The organism is Chromohalobacter sp. 11-W (assembly GCF_029889905.1).
In the GTDB taxonomy this organism is placed as follows: domain Bacteria; phylum Pseudomonadota; class Gammaproteobacteria; order Pseudomonadales; family Halomonadaceae; genus Chromohalobacter.
Window position 1 is genome coordinate 462,285 of record NZ_JARANZ010000001.1, and the last position, 18,038, is coordinate 480,322.

17 protein-coding genes are annotated in these 18,038 nt (G+C 60.7%); 10 read left to right on the forward strand and 7 right to left on the reverse strand.

Features of this window, described 5'->3' with window-relative positions; genetic code table 11:
- Nucleotides 1–4 precede the first annotated feature (4 nt).
- Nucleotides 5–1,684, forward strand: coding sequence for an N-acetylglucosamine-specific PTS transporter subunit IIBC (nagE, locus tag OP494_RS02025; protein ID WP_280539078.1), 1,680 nt, complete (start codon nt 5–7; stop codon nt 1,682–1,684).
- Between the two features lie 94 nt (nt 1,685–1,778).
- Here the strand turns inward: nagE and OP494_RS02030 are convergent, their stop codons facing one another.
- Entirely contained in the window at nt 1,779–2,672 is an 894-nt protein-coding gene (locus tag OP494_RS02030; RefSeq protein WP_280539080.1) for a LysR family transcriptional regulator, read from the reverse strand.
- Nucleotides 2,673–2,783: 111 nt separating this feature from the next.
- On the opposite strand from OP494_RS02030, the gene OP494_RS02035 reads away from it, so the two are divergent.
- Nucleotides 2,784–3,566 carry an alpha/beta hydrolase gene (locus tag OP494_RS02035; protein ID WP_280539081.1) on the forward strand — a complete coding sequence of 261 codons (783 nt, stop codon included), beginning with the start codon at nt 2,784–2,786 and terminating at the stop codon, nt 3,564–3,566.
- Nucleotides 3,567–3,697: 131 nt separating this feature from the next.
- Here OP494_RS02035 and OP494_RS02040 read toward each other — a convergent pair whose 3' ends face one another.
- Nucleotides 3,698–4,633: a LysR family transcriptional regulator gene (locus tag OP494_RS02040; RefSeq protein ID WP_280539082.1), complete on the reverse strand. Its 936-nt coding sequence runs from the start codon at nt 4,631–4,633 to the stop codon at nt 3,698–3,700.
- A 154-nt stretch (nt 4,634–4,787) separates the two neighbouring features.
- Between OP494_RS02040 and OP494_RS02045 the strand changes: the two genes are divergently transcribed.
- Complete coding sequence (locus tag OP494_RS02045) at nt 4,788–5,783, forward strand: MBL fold metallo-hydrolase (RefSeq protein ID WP_280539083.1); 996 nt, start codon at nt 4,788–4,790, stop codon at nt 5,781–5,783.
- Nucleotides 5,784–5,942: 159 nt separating this feature from the next.
- Here OP494_RS02045 and OP494_RS02050 read toward each other — a convergent pair whose 3' ends face one another.
- Together OP494_RS02050 and OP494_RS02055 are read right to left on the reverse strand one after the other, a co-directional pair.
- Nucleotides 5,943–6,683 (reverse strand): dienelactone hydrolase family protein, encoded by a 741-nt coding sequence (locus OP494_RS02050; protein ID WP_280539084.1) that lies wholly within the window; start codon nt 6,681–6,683, stop codon nt 5,943–5,945.
- Between the two features lie 65 nt (nt 6,684–6,748).
- The gene (locus OP494_RS02055) at nt 6,749–7,372 is read right to left on the reverse strand and encodes an O-methyltransferase (RefSeq protein WP_247639401.1); all 624 of its coding nucleotides are present in this window, start codon (nt 7,370–7,372) and stop codon (nt 6,749–6,751) included.
- A gap of 254 nt (nt 7,373–7,626) precedes the next feature.
- On the opposite strand from OP494_RS02055, the gene OP494_RS02060 reads away from it, so the two are divergent.
- From OP494_RS02060 to OP494_RS02070, 3 genes are all read left to right on the forward strand, one after another.
- Nucleotides 7,627–8,202, forward strand: a complete 576-nt coding sequence (locus tag OP494_RS02060; RefSeq protein ID WP_280539085.1) for a chalcone isomerase family protein — start codon at nt 7,627–7,629, stop codon at nt 8,200–8,202.
- A 143-nt stretch (nt 8,203–8,345) separates the two neighbouring features.
- Entirely contained in the window at nt 8,346–9,608 is a 1,263-nt protein-coding gene (locus OP494_RS02065; protein WP_280539086.1) for a M20/M25/M40 family metallo-hydrolase, read from the forward strand.
- A 252-nt stretch (nt 9,609–9,860) separates the two neighbouring features.
- Nucleotides 9,861–10,661: a Cof-type HAD-IIB family hydrolase gene (locus OP494_RS02070; protein WP_280539087.1), complete on the forward strand. Its 801-nt coding sequence runs from the start codon at nt 9,861–9,863 to the stop codon at nt 10,659–10,661.
- 11 nt (nt 10,662–10,672) lie between these two features.
- Here the strand turns inward: OP494_RS02070 and OP494_RS02075 are convergent, their stop codons facing one another.
- From OP494_RS02075 to OP494_RS02085, 3 genes are all read right to left on the reverse strand, one after another.
- Nucleotides 10,673–11,113: a universal stress protein gene (locus tag OP494_RS02075; protein ID WP_178999443.1), complete on the reverse strand. Its 441-nt coding sequence runs from the start codon at nt 11,111–11,113 to the stop codon at nt 10,673–10,675.
- 114 nt (nt 11,114–11,227) lie between these two features.
- Complete coding sequence (locus OP494_RS02080) at nt 11,228–12,271, reverse strand: TIGR01620 family protein (RefSeq protein WP_280539088.1); 1,044 nt, start codon at nt 12,269–12,271, stop codon at nt 11,228–11,230.
- A complete protein-coding gene (locus OP494_RS02085) occupies nt 12,268–13,659 on the reverse strand; it encodes a YcjX family protein (protein WP_280539089.1) in 1,392 nt (463 codons plus the stop codon). Before OP494_RS02085 ends, OP494_RS02080 begins: the two co-directional genes overlap by 4 nt.
- Nucleotides 13,660–13,880: 221 nt before the next feature.
- On the opposite strand from OP494_RS02085, the gene OP494_RS02090 reads away from it, so the two are divergent.
- From OP494_RS02090 to sufD, 4 genes are all read left to right on the forward strand, one after another.
- The gene (locus OP494_RS02090; RefSeq protein WP_040244045.1) at nt 13,881–14,348 is read left to right on the forward strand and encodes an SUF system Fe-S cluster assembly regulator; all 468 of its coding nucleotides are present in this window, start codon (nt 13,881–13,883) and stop codon (nt 14,346–14,348) included.
- Nucleotides 14,349–14,415: 67 nt separating this feature from the next.
- A complete protein-coding gene (sufB, locus tag OP494_RS02095) occupies nt 14,416–15,858 on the forward strand; it encodes a Fe-S cluster assembly protein SufB (protein WP_178999446.1) in 1,443 nt (480 codons plus the stop codon).
- A gap of 89 nt (nt 15,859–15,947) precedes the next feature.
- Nucleotides 15,948–16,700, forward strand: a complete 753-nt coding sequence (gene sufC / locus OP494_RS02100) for a Fe-S cluster assembly ATPase SufC (protein ID WP_178999447.1) — start codon at nt 15,948–15,950, stop codon at nt 16,698–16,700.
- Nucleotides 16,697–18,034: a Fe-S cluster assembly protein SufD gene (gene sufD, locus OP494_RS02105; RefSeq protein WP_178999448.1), complete on the forward strand. Its 1,338-nt coding sequence runs from the start codon at nt 16,697–16,699 to the stop codon at nt 18,032–18,034. The genes sufC and sufD overlap by 4 nt, the downstream gene beginning before the upstream one ends.
- Nucleotides 18,035–18,038: the final 4 nt, after the last annotated feature.

Here is an 18,038-nt window from a genome sequence, read left to right on the forward strand (position 1 = left end):
GATCATGCGACTCGATATCATGGGCGGCCTACAGAAGCTGGGTCGCTCGCTCATGCTGCCCATCGCGGTGCTGCCGGTTGCCGGCTTGCTACTGCGACTGGGACAGCCGGATCTACTCGACATCGCCTTCATCGCCAATGCCGGCGACGCAATTTTTGCCAATCTGGCGTTGATCTTTGCCATCGGCCTGGCGGTGGGCTTCGCCAACGACAGCAATGGCGCTGCCGGGCTGGCGGGTGTCGTCGGTTACCTGGTGCTCGATGCGGTCCTGCATACGCTCAACGAAGACATCAATATGGGCGTTCTGTCAGGCATCATCATCGGTGCCGTGGCGGGCCTGCTCTATAACCGCTTCAAAGACATCCAGCTTCCCGATTACTTGGCTTTCTTCGGCGGACGGCGCTTCATTCCCATCGTCACCGGGCTCGCTGCGGTCATCCTGGGGATGATTTTCGGGGTGATCTGGCCGACGGTACAGACTGGCATCGACACCCTCGGCCAGTGGTTGATCGACGCCGGCGATCTGGGGCTGTTCGTCTACGGTGTGCTCAATCGCTTGCTGATCGTCACTGGGCTGCACCACGTACTCAACAGCTTCGTGTGGTTCGTATTTGGTAGTTTCGATGGCGCGACCGGCGACCTCAACCGCTTCTTCGCGGGTGATCCCAGCGCGGGTAGCTTCATGGCGGGCTTTTTCCCAGTGATGATGTTTGGCCTCCCGGCGGCGGCGTTGGCGATGTATCACGCTGCGCCCAAGGGGCGCCGTGCCCAGGTCGGCGGCTTGTTGTTGTCGCTGGCGTTGACCGCGTTTCTGACCGGCGTGACCGAACCAATCGAGTTCACCTTCATGTTCCTGGCGCCGTTTTTGTACGTGCTGCATGCGCTGCTCACCGGGCTGTCGTTGGTGATCATGAACTTGCTTGACGTCAAACTGGGCTTCACCTTCTCGGCCGGGGCCTTCGATTACGCGCTTTCCTATGGGCTCTCGACCAATGGCTGGCTGATGATTCCGGTGGGGCTTTGCTATTTCGTACTGTATTACGTGGTGTTTCGTTGGGCGATTGTACGCTTCGACCTACCCACGCCAGGGCGCGAGCCGGAAACCGCAGGTAGTACCAGCGCCCCGGCCGATCTCGGGGAACGTGGCCCAGCTTTCGTACATGCCTTGGGTGGGGCAGCCAACATGACCAGCGTGGGTGCTTGCACCACGCGCCTGCGACTGGTGCTCGTCGACGACAAAGCCATCGATGAAGCGGCGCTCAAGCAACTCGGTGCACGCGGTGTGCTGCATTTGCGCGGCGGTGGCTTGCAGGTAATCCTCGGACCCATAGCCGACGGCGTTGCCGACGAGATTCGCGCCGCCATGAATGCCGAAGGCGCCGCGCCGAGTGAGGCACCAGCGGTCAGCGAGGGGAGTGGCTCGGATATGGCTAGCGTGGTGCGACTGAGTGCCGAACAACTCGATCATTGGCTGGTGGCGTTAGGCGGGCGTGGCAATGTTCAGGAAGCCACCGCCGTGGCCATGACCCGCCTACGACTACGCCTCGCCGATGCCGTGAGCCTCGACGAAGCCGCGCTCAAGACACTCGGTGCGCAAGGCATTCAACGCATCGATAGCGGCCTGGTTCACATACTGCTCGGCGAACGCGCCCCTGGCGTCGCCGCCAGCCTGGGGGATCGCTGACAGCAGCGTCGTATGAGAGCTACTCAGCTTGGCCGGGCAGAATTGCCCGGCTTTTTTGCGGCTGGTAAAGCCTATGCCAGAGCGTATTTCTGCATCATGCCCGTTTCTCTTGGAAGCAGGCTGTCAGATGGTCGATCAGGGCACGAACTCGTGCGGGCTGGTGATGGCGATCGGTATAGACGATTTGCAGGCCGAGTTGCGTCGTTCGATGATCGGCTAATAATTGTATCAGATGGCCATCTTCCAGTGCTTCGTCGAGCGCAAACATCGGCGCGTACACGATACCCAGGCCTTCGGTCGCCGCATGAACCAGCAAGGTGATGTCGTCCGAGCGCATAGCGGCTGGGCCGTCGATGGCGTACGCGCGATCTTCGCTATCGCGCACCATCCAGTCGCCGGGCGAGCGAGCCGCCGTGAAGACCAATCGCGGTAACCGGCGGATTAGCGAGATTTCTTGCCGTTCATGAGCGCCGAGCAAGCCGGGCGCACAGCCCAGGCCCATGTGGATACTGCCGAGTGGTCGAGTATACAAAGCCGAATCTGGGAGTTGCCCGATGCGCACGGCAAGGTCCAGCCGGCCATCGACCAGATCGGCGTAGCGCTCATCCGTGTGCAGGTTCAACGTAATCTGCGGATGGGCCCTGCAGAACGCAGCCAGCATCGGCGCCAGCTTTTGGGTGCCGAAGGCACGGGGTACGCCCAGTCGGATCTCTCCTGCAAGCTGGCTGCGGCCATCGCGTGCTTCGGCGTCTGCCTCGACCAGCGCCTCCATGATTCGTTTTGATGCCGCCAGATATTGCTGGCCGGCATCGGTCAGCGACAGCGCGCGAGTGCTGCGGTGCAAGAGTCGTGTTCCCAGTGCCGACTCGAGTGCGCTCAGGTATTTGCCGGCCATGGCAGGCGACAGTCCCAAGGCTCTTCCGGCTGCAGCAATACTGCCGTGCTCGACCGCCGCGATGAATATCTCGATTTGTCGAAAACGATCCATGCCTGTTATTCCATCGCTTAATGATCGACGCCAACTCATATTTATCTCATTCTATCATCTGGCGATCGCCTTCATGATGCTAGCTCCGCTTACCTATTCGGAGTACAAACCATGACGATCGAAACAGACAACGCTGTTCTTCACGTCGCGGAGCATGGCGCCGGGCAGCGCACGCTCGTGTTTCTTCACTACTGGGGCGGTTCTGGCCGCACATGGATGGACGTAGCGGCGGCACTTGGGGAGCGGAACCTGTGCCTCATGCCGGATCTGCCAGGCTGGGGTCAGTCCGGCCCGTCGCGCAATGGATATCGGATTGCGGATCTGGCCGAGGCGGTTGGCGGGATGATTGAAGCACGTCAGCTCCGTGATGTCGTACTGGTCGGTCATTCCATGGGTGGCAAGATTGCCCAGTATCTCGCGGGCCAGCGGCCGGCCTGGCTGAAGGAGCTGGTGCTGGTGGCATCGTCCCCGGCCCTGCCAATGGATGTTCCGGAGCCTCAGCGTCTTGCTATGCAATCGGCCTATGACAGCCGCGCGAGTGTCGAAGAGACGCTCGATCATGTACTCACAGAGACGTCGCTCGTGGGGCCGACGCGCGAGCGCGCCATCCTCGATAGCCTGGCCGGCGATCCCACTGCCAAGGCTGCCTGGCCGGCAGTGGCGATGCTCGAAGATATCAGCGAAACGACACGATGCATCGATGTGCCGACCCTGCTGTTGATCGGTGAGTGCGACCGTGTCGATCCTCCAGCCGTGCTCGCCGACCGGCTCGTGCCCTTTCTACCGACCCCGGAAACACATGAACTGGCGGGCATCGGCCACTTGCTGCCGCTGGAAGCGCCAGTGGAAGTCGCAGGGCATATACAGTGGTGGCTTGACGAGCATCGAGGATAATCCGCGTACTGATCGTGCCTGGCCCCACCGTTGGGGCCTTTTCACAGCTGCTTGCCACATACGAGTACAAGGCATGTTTCTACGGCATCGATGGCGTCGCCACCCAGCAAGAAATGCCCCTAAGTGTATGGTTAGCATCTTGTCGCGAAACGATCGCTCATGCCCTCGCTGACCTCAACGACCAGATCGCGAAACCACCGATGAGCTGGATCGTCCCGCATGCGTGGATGCCAAAGCGCATAAAGCTCAAATGAATCCATCTCCATCGGTGGCGTGAACAGGTCCAACATGGATTCAAAGCGCTGGAGAAAGCGGCCGGGCAACGTACACAGGTGATCGCTGTCCGCCATGATGATCGGCGCTAGGGCATAACTCTGGACCGATAGACTAACCTGCCGTTTCCGACCCAGCGCCTCCAATGCACGATCCACCGGCCCCGCGTAGCCCCCGCCCTCGCTCGACACCACTACATGCTCAGCGGCGCAAAACTCGTCCAGCGTGACCGGCTGACTTCCCCGTGGATGGCCCCGGCGCTGTGCCGTGACGAACTGATCGGAAAACAGCGTCCGGCCAATCAGGCCCTCGTCTGCCGTCCGGGGCAGTCCGATGACCATATCCACGTCCCCGCGATCAAGCGCCGGGGTGATCGTTTCGGGATCCGGCAACACGAACGTAATCCGGGCATGGGGCGCCACTCGCTTCAAGGCCGTAACAAGGTCGGGGCCAATCATGACGGCAGGGTTATCGTAAGCTGCCAGCACGAATGTCCGGTCGCTTTGTGACGGATCAAAATGGGGAGCATGTCCGATGAACTCGCGCAGGTGTCCCAGGAGCCTGGGCAATGTCTCGCCCAATGCCTGGGCACGTGGCGTTGGCATGACGCCCCGACCCGCCACCGGTACGAAAAGCTGATCGCCGAACAATGCCCGCAGACGGGTCAATCGCCCTGAAAGGGCCGGCTGACTGATTCCTAGACGGTCTGCGGCGCGGCTGACGTTGCGCTCTTGGATCAGGGCTTCGAAGGCCATCAACAGACCAATATCGATATCATTCAAACGGTCGGGCATGAAAGCACGTCTTTTGTGGAGCCTCGCTCACTTCGAGCGTGGCCATGAGTATTCGTGAGGGTTATGCAAGGTATAACCGGCATCGTTTTCTCGCCAGACCCGCCGGCCCCTATGATCTGTCTCTGACACCTACCTGAAACAGGAAGACAGACCCATGATGATACGTTCACTCATACTTTCCACCCTACTGCTGGGCCTTTCAGCCGCAGGACCCGTCTCTGCAGCCACTACCGCCACTCTGAATCACTCCCCGGGGATCGCCCAACAGAATGAAGGCGCCGATACTTATGCCTTCACTATTGGAAGCGTCCGGGTAACGGCTCTCTCCGACGGCAGCGTACCGCAGAACCTTCACAAGATTCTGCACGGTATCACCAACAAGGAGATCGACGAACGCTTGGCGCAGGCGTACCTGACCAATCCCGTCGAGGTCTCCATCAATGCATTTTTGCTAGAGCTAGGGAACAAGCTTGTCCTCGTTGATACCGGCGTAGGTCAACTCTTCGGTTCAAAACTCGGTGGTCAGCTAATCGAGAGCTTGCAGGCGGCCGGCGTAAAACCCGAACAGATCACGGATGTCTTACTCACCCACGTCCATTCCGACCATATGGGCGGACTAACCCGTGATGGCCAGCGCGTTTTTCCCAGCGCGACGGTCCATGTGGGTAAACCGGATGTCGACTTTTTCCTGGATCCTCAACATGCAGAACAGACCGACTATGACCAACATTACTTTGACCAGGCTGAAACGATCCTCGAACCCTATGTCAAAGCCGGGAAGATCGACACCTTCGATAAAACTACCGAAGTGCTGCCAGGCTTGATCGCCTCCCTTCATCCGGGGCATACGCCGGGAAGTGCATTCTTCACATTGGAAAGCGAGGGTCAGACCCTTACCTTCACCGGCGACATCGTTCATGTAGCGGCTGTTCAACTCCCCGATCCGTCCGTGACGATTGCCTATGACGTCGATCAGAAGAAGGCGAGGAAAGTCCGCACAGCGGCCTTCGCCGACTTTGCCAAGCAGCGGGATCTGGTGGCCGTGCCGCATATGCCTTTCCCTGGCATCGGCCATATTCGCAAGGTCGGAGAGGGCTATGAGTGGGTGCCTATCAATTATGGAAACCGAGAAGTGACGACAACGAAGTAATTTGAAAGTAGACGTTCGAGTTTTCACCTTGCATCGCGGTTACGATAGGGAGGGTTTAGATGGAATCTACATCAAATTTTTCCATCTCACCCTGCCTATCTTATAAAGGTTCTGCTCGACTTACGTCCTGGGCCCTTCGTCGCACCTATCGACTCGGCCCTACAGCGTCTCTTCCAACAGCAGGGCCAGTCGCTTGTGGTGCAGGTCATCGGCGGCTGCATCGTAGGAAGGGGCGTCCTTGGCGGTGAAACCGTGGGCGGCGTCTTTGTAGAGTTCGGTGGTGAAGTGCACGCCGGCGGTGGCTAATGCTTCGTCCATGCGGGCGATTTGCTCGGGGGGCAGCAGTTCGTCTTTGTCGGCGTGACCGAAATAGACGCGCCCTTCGATATTCCCGACGACGCTCATGGGGCTGTTCGGATCGTCTGCCTCGGCCAGTCGCGCCGAATGGAAACCGGCTGCAGCAGCCACGCGGTCGGTATGTTCGGCCGCCATGCGCAGGGCGAAAGCGCCGGTCATGCAATAGCCGACCACGCCGATCTTGCCGTTCGCGAACTCGGGCTCATTGTCGATGCAGTTCAGCAGGGCGACGAAGTCGCGGGATTGCGCCTCGGGCGTGAGATGGCCGGCATATTCGAGCAGCGTCGGGCGCACATCCGGATCGCGGAAGGACTTGCCCTCCGGCACGATGTGTCCGCTCGCATCGCGGTAGTAGACATTGGGCATCAACACGGCATAGCCGTTATCGGCGAGTCGCTGGGCTTTCTCGTGATAGCAGGGGCGCAGGCCGCCAATGTCGGTGAACAGTACCACGGCCGGCAGAGGGCAATCGGCGTTGCCGGGCGTGAAGATATGCGCGTCGATGGTGCCGTCTGCGGCGGGAATTTCGATAGCACGAGGCATGGATGAGCTCCGGGTTGTCGATGGCGAATGGATGTCGTCAAGGGTGACGGGCACTGTTTCGCTGCCTAGGCAGGTTCGTAGCGGCTGACTTCCAGCCCTGAGCCCACCGGCAGCAAGACGCTTGTCATGCCCGGCATGGCGCGGACGGCGGCAGCGTATTCTGCCTGGCCGCTGCTATCGCCACCGCCGCCACGGATCATGTTGTCGGCCACCAAGATGGCACCGGGAGCGAGCTTGTCGCGCAAGGCCTCGAAACTCGGTAGATAGAGGTCCTTCCAATGGTCGACGAGCACGAAGTCGAAGGGCCCGTCGAGGATGTCGATCAAGGCAAGGGCGTCTCCCACTTGGTAATCGACCCACTCGACGAGCCCCGCGCCTTCAGCCATTTCCTTGGCAATCGCAGATTTTTCTGCTTCCAATTCGATCGTGGTCACTCGGCCGCCCGTAGCGCGGGCGGCATCGGCTAGCCAGAGCGTCGAGTAGCCTAGAGAAGTGCCCAACTCAAGAATGTGCGGTGCGTCGAGGCTGCTGGCCAGCAAGTTGATGAAACGACCGGCTGCTGGCCCTACCGCCATATGGCGATGTGGGCCACTATTTCCTTGCTTTTCCTCTTCGATACGCTGGTGATAGAGGCCGAAAGCATGCCGCATGGCATCGTCCATATCGAGTCGGCGGTCGAAGTTAGCCATGGAGTCTCCTTGACAAAGCCGCCCACCTAAGGTGAGCGAGTAGTGCAGGTTTAGAGGATGATCATCGATACGACAGGCTATGGTAATACGAATCGGCTTGATTCACTGTGCCTGCACATCTTTTCCAGGCGACGCGAGGCGTGCCGATATGCGGTAATCTTGAGGTGTCGAGAACTAACGGGAAGCCGCATGCAGCCTCATCTGGTGGTTACGGATCTGGCTAACACCAAGTCTAATACAGACGGAGGTTCGTCATGACGATGCGCGCTGTTTTAACCGGCCTCATCCAAGGGTTGGGGCTGGCAGTCATGATTGGCTGGGGCGGTAGTTCAGCCCTCGCGGCGTCGTTTGCGGCTGAAAAGTCACTGGATGGGACTGAACTCGTTTTGCAAGGGGCAGGCACCGCCAGTTATATGTTCTGGGATGTATATGACGCGGCTCTTTATGCACCGGCTGATGCTAGCCAGGATGCCATCATCAACGCCGAGATGCCGATGAGTCTGCTTCTCGAGTATCGGCGCGATGTGGACGTGGCGGATATTCGCGAGGCGACTTGGGCCACTCTGGACAAACAGTACGCGGTGAAGGCACGCGAGGCGATTCGCCCCAAGATAGAGGCGATCCAGAATGCAATGACCGATGTCACTGACGGTGACCTCTATAGGCTTGACTGGAATCCAGACGTGCCACGACTGAGTCTGAGTCTGAACGGTGATAAGCGCTTCGAGTCGGATGACGTTGCGCTGGCGCGTGCCTACTTCGGTATCTGGCTGGCCGAGCCACCGCTGTCGGAAGAGCTGCGCGCCGCGCTGCTCTCACAAACGGATTGACGCACCAGATGCCTGGAACCTACCGGACGCGTAGACGCCCACGCCCATGACGCCGCAGCGTCGTGATGTTTGGCTTCAGTTAGTGGCCTTAAATCTGCCAAACTAGTCTTTTATAGAGACTGAATGCACAAAGAGTGAGCGCAATGAGCGAGACGAATCAACCCTGGAACCGGCCCATGCCGGAGCAGCAGTTCAAGCTGATGCGCGAGATCCTCGACGCACCAAGCCCGGTAGGGCTGGAGGGCGCGATGACCTATGGCGTGCTCAAGCCGCATTTCGAGTCGTTCGCCCCCAGCGATTGGCAGCTGCACCAGTTCAAGGGCCATGCCGGCGTAGTGCTGGATACCCACCCCGGCCGTGATGACATGTTCAAGGTGATGCTGATCGGTCACGCCGACAAGATTCGCATGCAGGTGCGCTCGATCGGCGACGACGGCAAGATCTGGATCAATACCGACTCCTTCCTGCCCACGGTGCTGATCGGCCACGAGGTCAAGCTGTTCAGCGAAGACCCCGACAATCCCGGCAGCTACCGGGTGATCCAGGGCGGTACGGTGGAGGCGCTGGGCGCCATTCATTTCGCCGACCCGGCGGTGCGTTCGGGCGACCGTGGCATCAAGAAGGAGCAGATCTACCTGGATCTGCAGATCCATGGCGAGAACAAGAAGCAGCAGGTATTGAATCTGGGCGTGCGCCCCGGCGATTCGATCATCATGGATCGTCCCATCCGCTCCGGTTTCAGCCCCGACACCTTCTACGGCGCCTACCTGGACAACGGCCTGGGTTGCTTCGTCACCAGCGAGGTCGCACGACTGATCGCCGAGGCGGGCGGCACCCGGCAGGTGCGCGTAATGTTCGCCATTGCCAGCTACGAGGAGATCGGCCGCTTCGGCAGCCGTGTGCTGGCCGGGGAGCTCGAACCGGACGTGCTGATCGGCGTCGACGTCAATCACGACTACGTGGCGGCACCCGGTATCGGCGACCGACGCATGCAGCCGCTGGAAATGGGCAAGGGCTTCACCATGGCGGTGGGCGCGATCGCCAGCGAGCAGCTCAACCGGATCATCGAGAGCGCCGCCAAACAGCACGACATTCCGATGCAGCGTGACATGGTCGGCGTCGACACAGGCACCGACGGCATGGCTGGCGTGTTGGCCGCGGTGGATTGCGCTGCCACCTCGATCGGCTTCCCGATCCGCAACATGCACACCATCTCCGAGACCGGCAATACTCAGGACGTGCTGGCGGCGATCCATGCGCTGACGTACACCCTCCAGGCGCTGGACGCCCTCGACGACCCGCACCGCGAGTTTCTCGACAACCATCCGCGCCTCGACCGGGCCACGCCGCTGGAGCACCAAGGCTCGGCCAAGCCCGATGAAGGTGACGAGAATAGCGCTCTCTAGGCATTTAACTGTTCAGCATTTATCCGCCATGCTCCGCACGCAGAAAATGCTGAACAGTTGGGCGACTCAAGGAAAAAGCACGGAATGATCGGCCACACTGGCGTTGGGGGCGTCGATATCGCGCGTTCTGCATACGGAGCTGTCCTGTTGTGAGATGCACCTTGACCAACCGTACGTGGCGCTAACGCCAGTCCCCAACTCCAGGCCGATATGCGATAACCTTGGGGTGTCGAGAACCAACCGGGAAGCCGCATGCAGCCTCATCTGATTGTTACGGATCTGGATAACACCCTGCTCAATGCCGAGCACGATCTCGATGAGTTGACCATCGAGACCTTTCAGGCACTAGCCGCCGAGGGTCATCGTTTTGCACTGGCGTCGGGACGTCACTTTCACGACATTACTGCATTCCGCCGTCGGCTGGGCGTTCCCGCCTATATCTTGAGTACCAATGGGGCGCATCTCTATGCCCCCGACGATACGCTGCTCGCCGAGCAGTGGGTGCCGGCCGAACTGGTGCGGGCGTTGATCGAGCTGCCGCGCGATGCCGATATCCGGCTCAATCTCTATACCGGCGATGAGTGGTTGATCGATGCGTCGGCTCCCGAATTGAAGGCCTTGCACGCACACACCGGTTTTCATTATCGGGTTGCCGATCTGGAGGCCCATGATGGCAATGGGGTGGGCAAGGTGCTGTGCATCGGCGATCCCGTCGCGCTGGCGTCGTTGGAACAGAGCATCGACGAAACGCTAGGCACGCGACTGCACATTACCTATTCGATGTCCCATTCACTGGAGATCATGGCGGAGGGCGTCAACAAGGGCGCCACGCTGGAGCGTCTGCTGACGCATCTCGATCTACCCGCGGCGCGCTGCCTGGCGTTCGGCGACAACTTAAATGATGCCGAGATGCTGGCCTTGGCTGGCCACGGCTTCATCATGGAAAACGCTCATCCCGAATTGGTGCGGCGCGTTCCTGACGCCGCACGCATCGGCCATCACCATCCTTATGGCGTTGCCTGGCAGTTGCGAGAGTTCTTCGCGCTAACCTGAGCCCCGGCGATTCAATGCACGCTGATGACGTGGCAGGGAGCAGTGTGTGAAACCTTGTGCGAGACACTGCCGACGACGAGTCCGGCGATGTCGCTCAAGCCACGGCTGCCCATGACGATGGCATCGGCGTCCAACGTCTTGGCCTGTTCGATGATCACCCGTGCCGGATCGCCCTGATGTAGCGAGCCTTCGACATTGGTGATGCCACGTTCGCTGGCGGCCTGAGTTGCGGCATCGAGCAGTTGCCGGCCGGCGCGCTCGAGTTGTTCGGCGCTGGCTTCCATGGGGACCGCGCCCACGCCCCAGACGAGGAGAGTGTCGTGGGCCAGCGATTCGGGAATATGCAGGATATGTAGGCGCGCATCGTCGGCGCTGGCCAGCTTGCAGGCGATATCGAGCGCCGTGCTGGCTGCTTCCGATCCGTCGACGGGAACCACGATGGTCGAGTACATGGCAACCTCCGTATGTGCTGGCATGAAAGTCAGCACTCGCGAAGCGCTTGGATGCGGTCGCGTGTGCACTCAATCTAGCCTAGTTGACCAGTACGTGACGCATCGTGATCTGGATCAAGACGAGGTGGATTGTTGGTTATCGCCTTGTGTTTCCAGTCGGCGCAGGCGCTGCCAGAGTTCGCGGCGCAGGTCAGCGAGGCGTGGGGCTTCGCCCTCGTCGAAGGGGATCGGGCGTGTCATGCGCAGCGTACGCAGGCCGAGCCGCGCGGTGAGAAGGCCAGCGCCGAGCCCTTGGCCGGCGCGGGTGGAAAGTTTGCCGGCCACGTTCATCGAGAGCAGGTCCATCCCGGCATCCGTGGCGATTTCGCTGGCGCCGGCGAAGGCCATGTTGTAGAGCACTGCGCGAAACAGACGTAGGCGGCTGGCGTAACCGAGCTCCAGGCCGTAGAGCGCGGCGAGGCGGTCGATCAGGCCGATATTGCGCCACGCCATCAAGGCCATATCGAAAAAAGTGACCGGACTGACGGCGACCATGACGGCTGTTTCACCGGACATGCGTGCGATCAACCGGCGTGCCTGACGATCGCGTGGGGCCAGGAGGTGATGCGCCAGTAGGGTACGTGTTTCCTGAGCGTCGTGGTGCGGCTGATGTGCGGCTTGAAAAGCGCGCCAGTTAGGATCGTCGTCGCCTAGCTGCATCTGGCGCCGCAAGCGTTCGGCGAGCGTCTGCATGTCGTGGGGCGTGGCCTCTTCGGGGGAGTCGAGTTGGTCACGCAATCGAGTGTGCCGCTTCAGACGCCGTAGACGCCATAGCTCGCGTAATAGTGCCATGACACCCAAACCCAGCGCCAATATACCCAGTGCGCTCCAGGCGCCTGCCAGCCAGTCGCCGCCGAGGGTGGCGGTATATAGCTGGCGTGCCACTTCCAAACCACCCAGCGTTAGGGAGCCGCCGAGTAGGGTCATGAGCCCCCAGCGGCGCTTGCGGGGTTTGCCCAGGCTGGCCTCGAGGGGAACGTCCGGCACGGCGTCCTGTGCGGCGAGCGGATGAGAAACGCTGTCCGGGGAAAAGCGTTCCCCCGGTTCTGGAGTGGCCGTAAAGCGGGGCGGGGACTCTGGGTCGACGCGAAAACGTTGGCCGGGGCGCGGCTCGTTCATTTCAATTTATCTCCAATCAGCCAGTCGAGCGCTGCATCCATGCGGACATGCGGTAATTCGGGCGTGTCGCGATAAGGGGGGCGGAACGCCGTGAAGTCGAATCCCTGGCGGGCCCAGAAGTCGCGCTCAGGCAAGCGGGGCGGTACGTCGCCGGGGAACAGCAGTACATCCTCGCCTTCCAGGGTGGTGCCACGCAGGGCCGCGCGGCGTTGGCCGTCATTATCCACTTCGCGTGGCTCGGTGGCACGCACCGCCGCCAAGGACAGCGCCTTCACCGGCACATCGGCATAGCGCAGGTCCTTGAGTGGTTCGGCGAGCAGGGATTCGAGCAGGGAGACGAGGTTGGGATGCTGTTCGGGCGTGACGTGGTCGGCTTTGGTCGCGGCGATGGCCAGACGATCGATGCGCGGCGAGAACAATCGGCTCATCAGGCTGCGCTTGCCGTAATCAAAACTCCGCATCAGGGTGCTCAGCGCCCGGGAAAGATCCTCGAAGCGTTCCGGACCGGCGTTGAGTGCGCCCAGCACATCGACCAGTACGATCTGGCGGTCGAAGCGCCGGAAATGCTCACGGTAGAACGGCTTGACCACGTGGCGGCGATAATGGTCGAACCGCCGCGCCAGCGTCTTGTAGACGCTTGTCTCGGGCAAGGCGTCGAGTTCAGCGCGGTTGGCTTCGCGCACGCCGGGAAGCGGAAAAAATTGCAGCACCGGCGCATCTTCCAGATCGCCCGGGAGTAGAAAGCGCCCCGGTTGCAGATCGGCGAAGCCGGCCTCGCGCGAGGCGCGCAATGCGTCGGCGTAATGGCTGGCGATCTCGGCGAGTTGGCCTTCGTCGGCTTCGTCGTCCGGCGCCAGGGCCTCGGCGGCACTCAACCAGGTCGCGGCGAGGCGTTGGCGCTCACTGCCCATGGTGGTCTGCTGCGTCTCGCTCCAACTGAGGAAGTCGTGCTCGAGCAAAGGAAGGTCGAGCAACCATTCGCCGGGATAATCGATCAAGTCGAGAGTCAGCGTCGCCGTATCGCCCAGCAGGCCCCGGGCGCGCCGTGTACGGTGCTTGATGGTCAGGCGCAGCTCACTGATGCCCCGCGTGGGCGCTGGCCAGTGCGGTGGTGTGCCGTCGAGGGAGGCCATGGCGGCGTCATAGGGAAAACGCGGCACACCGAGATCGGGCTGAGCGACCCGCTGGGCGCCAAGCAGGCGATCCTCGCGGGCGGCGCGCAACAGGTCGAGGCGTGCTTCCAGGCCCGCATGACGCAACTGATGCACCAGCGAGGTCAGGAAGGCGGTCTTGCCGGCTCGCGAAAGACCGGTAACGGCGAGACGCAGTTGGCGGTCGCGGCCGCGCTCGATGAAATTGTGCAGTTCCTGGGTCAAGTGACGTCGCATTACGGTATCCGACTGAAGTTCTGTCTCGAATGTGCGGGTGAATCGTGCCCAAGGCAAGCGCCGATAGTCTTCTCAAATGGTAATAATTGTCATTATTGATGCGAACGGTCGTTATCTTGACGCTAACATAGCGTTCGAAGCCGCGAACTCGCCGGCTCTCTTCACATCGAATCCATAGAGGACTAAAATGGTCCTCAATAGAGCATCCGTGGAGTGAGGGCATGTTGAAGCTTTCCAAGCTAACCGACTATGCCGCCGTGGTAATGGCGCAGATCGCGCGTTACCCGGAGCAGGCACACGCCGCCACCGAGCTGGCCGATGCGGTGCAGTTGCCACACCCCACCGTCAGCAAGACGTTGAAGATGCTGGTGAGAGCCGGGCTTCTGGAATCGCGGCGCGGCTCGTTGGGCGGTTATCGGTTGGCGCGACCGGCGGCGTCCATTACCGCCTCCGATATCATCGGCGCCATCGAAGGGCCGGTAGCGATGACTGAGTGTAGCCACGCCGATGGCGACTGCGACCTGGTCAACACCTGCGGCGTCGCTGATAACTGGCAGCGTGTCTCGCTGGCGATTCGCACCTTGCTCGACAGCGTGACCCTGGCGCATCTAGCCCAAGAAGCACCGCTGAAACTGCCCGTTCAATTGCCCATACAGAGCGTGACCTTGGCGAGTCGCGCCGAGATTTGATTAGACGATATCGGGGCCGTGGCGATGGCCACGCGCCGAGAGCATACCGCTCGGGAGGAGAGACACCATGGCAAGTCAGGAAATGGAAGAGCTTGTTCAGCGCGAATATACCCAAGGGTTCGTGACTGACATCGAAAGCGATACCGTACCGCCGGGGCTGGATGAAAACACCATCGCTTTCATCTCGAACAAGAAAGGTGAGCCCGAGTGGATGCTGGAATGGCGCCTGGAGGCTTATCGCCAATGGTTGACGATGACCACGCCTTCCTGGGCGCATCTCGACTATCCGCCTATCGATTATCAAGCGATCTCCTATTACAGCGCGCCCAAAAAGCAGGAAGACAAGCCGCAGAGCCTCGACGAGGTCGATCCCAAGCTCCTGGAAACCTACGAGAAGCTGGGGATTCCGCTGCACGAGCGCGCGGCGCTGGCCGGGGTCGCGGTGGATGCGGTGTTCGATTCGGTCTCGGTGACCACGACGTTCAAGGAGAAGCTGGCGGAAGCGGGTGTCATCTTTTGCTCGATCTCCGAGGCGATTCGCGAGTATCCGGAGCTGGTGCGTCAGTACTTGGGCAGTGTCGTGCCTCAGGGCGATAACTACTTCGCCGCGCTCAACTCGGCGGTGTTCACTGACGGGTCCTTCGTCTATGTGCCCGAGGGCGTCGAATGCCCCATGGAGCTGTCCACTTATTTCCGCATCAATGCGGCGAATACCGGCCAGTTCGAACGTACGCTGATCGTCTGCGACAAGCGCGCCCAGGTGTCCTACCTGGAAGGCTGTACCGCGCCGCAGCGTGACGAGAACCAACTGCATGCGGCGGTGGTCGAGCTGGTGGCGCTGGAAGATGCTTACATCAAGTATTCGACGGTGCAGAACTGGTATCCCGGTGATGAAGACGGCAAAGGTGGTATCTACAACTTCGTCACCAAGCGCGGCGACTGCCGGGGCGATCGCTCCAAGATCAGTTGGACGCAGGTCGAGACCGGTTCGGCGATCACCTGGAAGTATCCGTCCTGCATGCTGCGCGGCAAGGACAGTGTCGGTGAGTTCTATTCCGTGGCGGTGACCAACGGTCGCCAGCAGGCCGATACCGGCACCAAGATGATTCATATCGGTGAAGGGACGCGCTCCACCATCATCTCCAAGGGGATTGCCGCCGGGCGCAGCGATCAGGCGTATCGTGGCCTGGTCAAGGTCGGTCCGCGCGCCAAGAACGCGCGCAACTTCACACAGTGCGATTCGCTACTGATAGGTGACCGTTGTGGCGCACATACCTTCCCGTATCAGGAAATCGGCAACAGCTCGGCGACCGTGGAGCATGAGGCAACCACCTCGAAGATCGGCGAGGATCAGCTGTTCTACTGCCAGTCACGTGGCATTTCCGAAGAAGATGCCGTCAACATGATCGTCAACGGCTTCTGCAAGGATGTCTTCCAGGAGCTGCCGATGGAATTCGCGGTGGAAGCCGAGGCGCTTCTCAATGTGACGCTGGAAGGGGCTGTCGGGTAACGCGCCCGATATACCGACAGGCGCACAGTCAAGGTCTCAACCCATGTATCGGAGTCGCCGGGCGACTCGAACGCAAGCAAGGTATCAAGATGCTCGAAGTCAAAGATCTGCATGTCACGGTAGACGGTTCGGAAATCCTCAAAGGGCTGAACTTGACCGTCAATCCCGGCGAGGTTCATGCCTTGATGGGCCCCAATGGGGCGGGCAAGTCGACGCTGTCGGCGGTGATCGCGGGTAAGGACGGTTATGAGGTGACCAGCGGGGAAGTGCTGTTCGAAGGCAAGAACCTGCTGGAAATGGAAATCGAAGAGCGGGCGCTGGCCGGCATTCTGCTGGGCTTTCAATACCCCGTGGAAATTCCGGGCGTCAAGAACATCTACTTGCTAAAGGCGGCCCTTAACGCGCAGCGCGTTGCGCGTGGTGAAGAGGAAATTCCGGCGCCGGAATTCATGAAGCTGGTCCGCGAGCAGTTGAGCTTCATGAAGATGGATGGCAGCTTCTTGCAGCGTGCGGTCAACGAGGGGTTCTCGGGCGGCGAGAAGAAACGCAACGAGATCCTACAGATGCTGGTATTACAGCCCAAGCTGGCGATGCTCGATGAGATCGACTCGGGGCTTGATATCGACGCCATGAAGGTGGTCGCCGAGGGCATCAACTCGCTGCGCAATGCCGATCGCGCGATTCTCATGGTGACGCACTATCAGCGTCTGCTCGAGCATATCGTGCCGGATCGCGTCCATGTCCTGGTGGATGGCCGTATCGCTAAATCCGGCGGTAAGGAACTTGCCCACGAGCTCGAAGCTCGTGGGTATGAATGGGTGCTGGAGGAGTCTGCGGCATGAGTGCAGCACACGCTTTTCTACAGCGGCTCGGCGAACGAGCCGATGACGAGCCGACCTGGGTAGCGGCACGCCGCCAGGCCGGCGCGGCACGCTTCGAAGCTTTAGGGTTTCCCACCAAGCGTGACGAGGCCTGGAAATATACCGACGTTCGTCGCATCGCCGAAGGCGAATTCACGTTAGCCGATGACGCCGAACTCGATGAGGCACGTTTCGCAGCACTCGGCATGCCGCTGGACGCGCATCGTCTGGTATTCGTCGATGGCGTCTTCTCGGCGGCCCTGTCCGATCTGACGGACCTGCCCGAGGGCGTTTCCGTCGAGCCCTTGACCACGGCGATGCGCACTAACCACGAGGCTATCGGTGGCGCCATCGGGCGTCTCGCAGGGGTCGACTTCTCGCCGTTCACCGCGCTCAACGTGGCGCTTTCCGAGGAAGGCGCGGTCGTGCGTATCGGTCAGGGCGTTGTGGTCGAAAAGCCGATCTATGTGGTTTTCGCCTCGCGTGCCAATGAATCGGCACGGATGAGTCATCCGCGCGTGTTGGTGATGGCCGGCGCGCGCAGCCAGTCCACGGTGGTTGAGCATTACGCCGGCGAGGCGGGCGCGGCCAACTTCACCAATGTGGTCAGTGAAGTCATGCTCGAACGCGGCGCCATCGTCGATCACTACAAGCTCCAGGAAGCCTCGAGTGAGGACCTGCACGTGGCGAGCATCCATGTCGAGCAGGGCCGTGATTCGCGCTTTACGTCGTTCAATTTGAATCTGGGCGGCGCGCTGGTGCGCACCGACTTGGTCACGGATCTCAACGCGCAAGGCGCGGAGACCAATTACAATGGCTTATTCTTCGTCCAAGGCCGTCAGCACGTCGACAATCACACCTTGGTCAATCATAACGCGCCGAACACCTTCTCCAACGAGAACTACAAGGGCATTCTCAATGATCGTGCCCGAGGCGTGTTCAACGGCAAGGTGATCGTCAAGCGCGATAGCCAGCAGATCGAGGCGTATCAGAACAACGCTAACCTGCTGTTGTCCGATCGCGCCGAGATCGATACCAAGCCTGAACTGGAAATCTACGCCGACGACGTCAAGTGCTCGCACGGCGCGACGACCGGCCAGCTTGACGAGGAGGCCGTCTTCGCATTGCGTACACGCGGCATCGACGAGCAGATGGCGCGCGGTCTCTTGACGTTGGCGTTCGCGGGCGAGGTGATGGATCAGGTGCGTCTGCCTATCATTGCCGAGCGTGTCGAGCGTGCCGTGGCGGGGAAATTGCCCGAGCGCTTCAATCTCGCGGATCTGGTCGAGGTTTCCGACGCGCTTGAGGAGGCCTGAGCCC

Coding starts and splice junctions, on each gene's coding strand:
- OP494_RS02030 (WP_280539080.1), bottom strand. CDS start 2,672: ATGGATCGTTTTCGACAAATCGAGATATTCATCGCGGCGGTCGAGCAC.
- nagE (WP_280539078.1), top strand. CDS start 5: ATGCGACTCGATATCATGGGCGGCCTACAGAAGCTGGGTCGCTCGCTC.
- OP494_RS02040 (WP_280539082.1), bottom strand. CDS start 4,633: ATGCCCGACCGTTTGAATGATATCGATATTGGTCTGTTGATGGCCTTC.
- OP494_RS02055 (WP_247639401.1), bottom strand. CDS start 7,372: ATGGCTAACTTCGACCGCCGACTCGATATGGACGATGCCATGCGGCAT.
- OP494_RS02085 (WP_280539089.1), bottom strand. CDS start 13,659: ATGCGACGTCACTTGACCCAGGAACTGCACAATTTCATCGAGCGCGGC.
- OP494_RS02090 (WP_040244045.1), top strand. CDS start 13,881: ATGTTGAAGCTTTCCAAGCTAACCGACTATGCCGCCGTGGTAATGGCG.
- OP494_RS02065 (WP_280539086.1), top strand. CDS start 8,346: ATGAGCGAGACGAATCAACCCTGGAACCGGCCCATGCCGGAGCAGCAG.
- OP494_RS02080 (WP_280539088.1), bottom strand. CDS start 12,271: ATGAACGAGCCGCGCCCCGGCCAACGTTTTCGCGTCGACCCAGAGTCC.
- sufC (WP_178999447.1), top strand. CDS start 15,948: ATGCTCGAAGTCAAAGATCTGCATGTCACGGTAGACGGTTCGGAAATC.
- OP494_RS02035 (WP_280539081.1), top strand. CDS start 2,784: ATGACGATCGAAACAGACAACGCTGTTCTTCACGTCGCGGAGCATGGC.
- sufD (WP_178999448.1), top strand. CDS start 16,697: ATGAGTGCAGCACACGCTTTTCTACAGCGGCTCGGCGAACGAGCCGAT.
- sufB (WP_178999446.1), top strand. CDS start 14,416: ATGGCAAGTCAGGAAATGGAAGAGCTTGTTCAGCGCGAATATACCCAA.
- OP494_RS02075 (WP_178999443.1), bottom strand. CDS start 11,113: ATGTACTCGACCATCGTGGTTCCCGTCGACGGATCGGAAGCAGCCAGC.
- OP494_RS02050 (WP_280539084.1), bottom strand. CDS start 6,683: ATGCCTCGTGCTATCGAAATTCCCGCCGCAGACGGCACCATCGACGCG.
- OP494_RS02045 (WP_280539083.1), top strand. CDS start 4,788: ATGATGATACGTTCACTCATACTTTCCACCCTACTGCTGGGCCTTTCA.
- OP494_RS02070 (WP_280539087.1), top strand. CDS start 9,861: ATGCAGCCTCATCTGATTGTTACGGATCTGGATAACACCCTGCTCAAT.
- OP494_RS02060 (WP_280539085.1), top strand. CDS start 7,627: ATGACGATGCGCGCTGTTTTAACCGGCCTCATCCAAGGGTTGGGGCTG.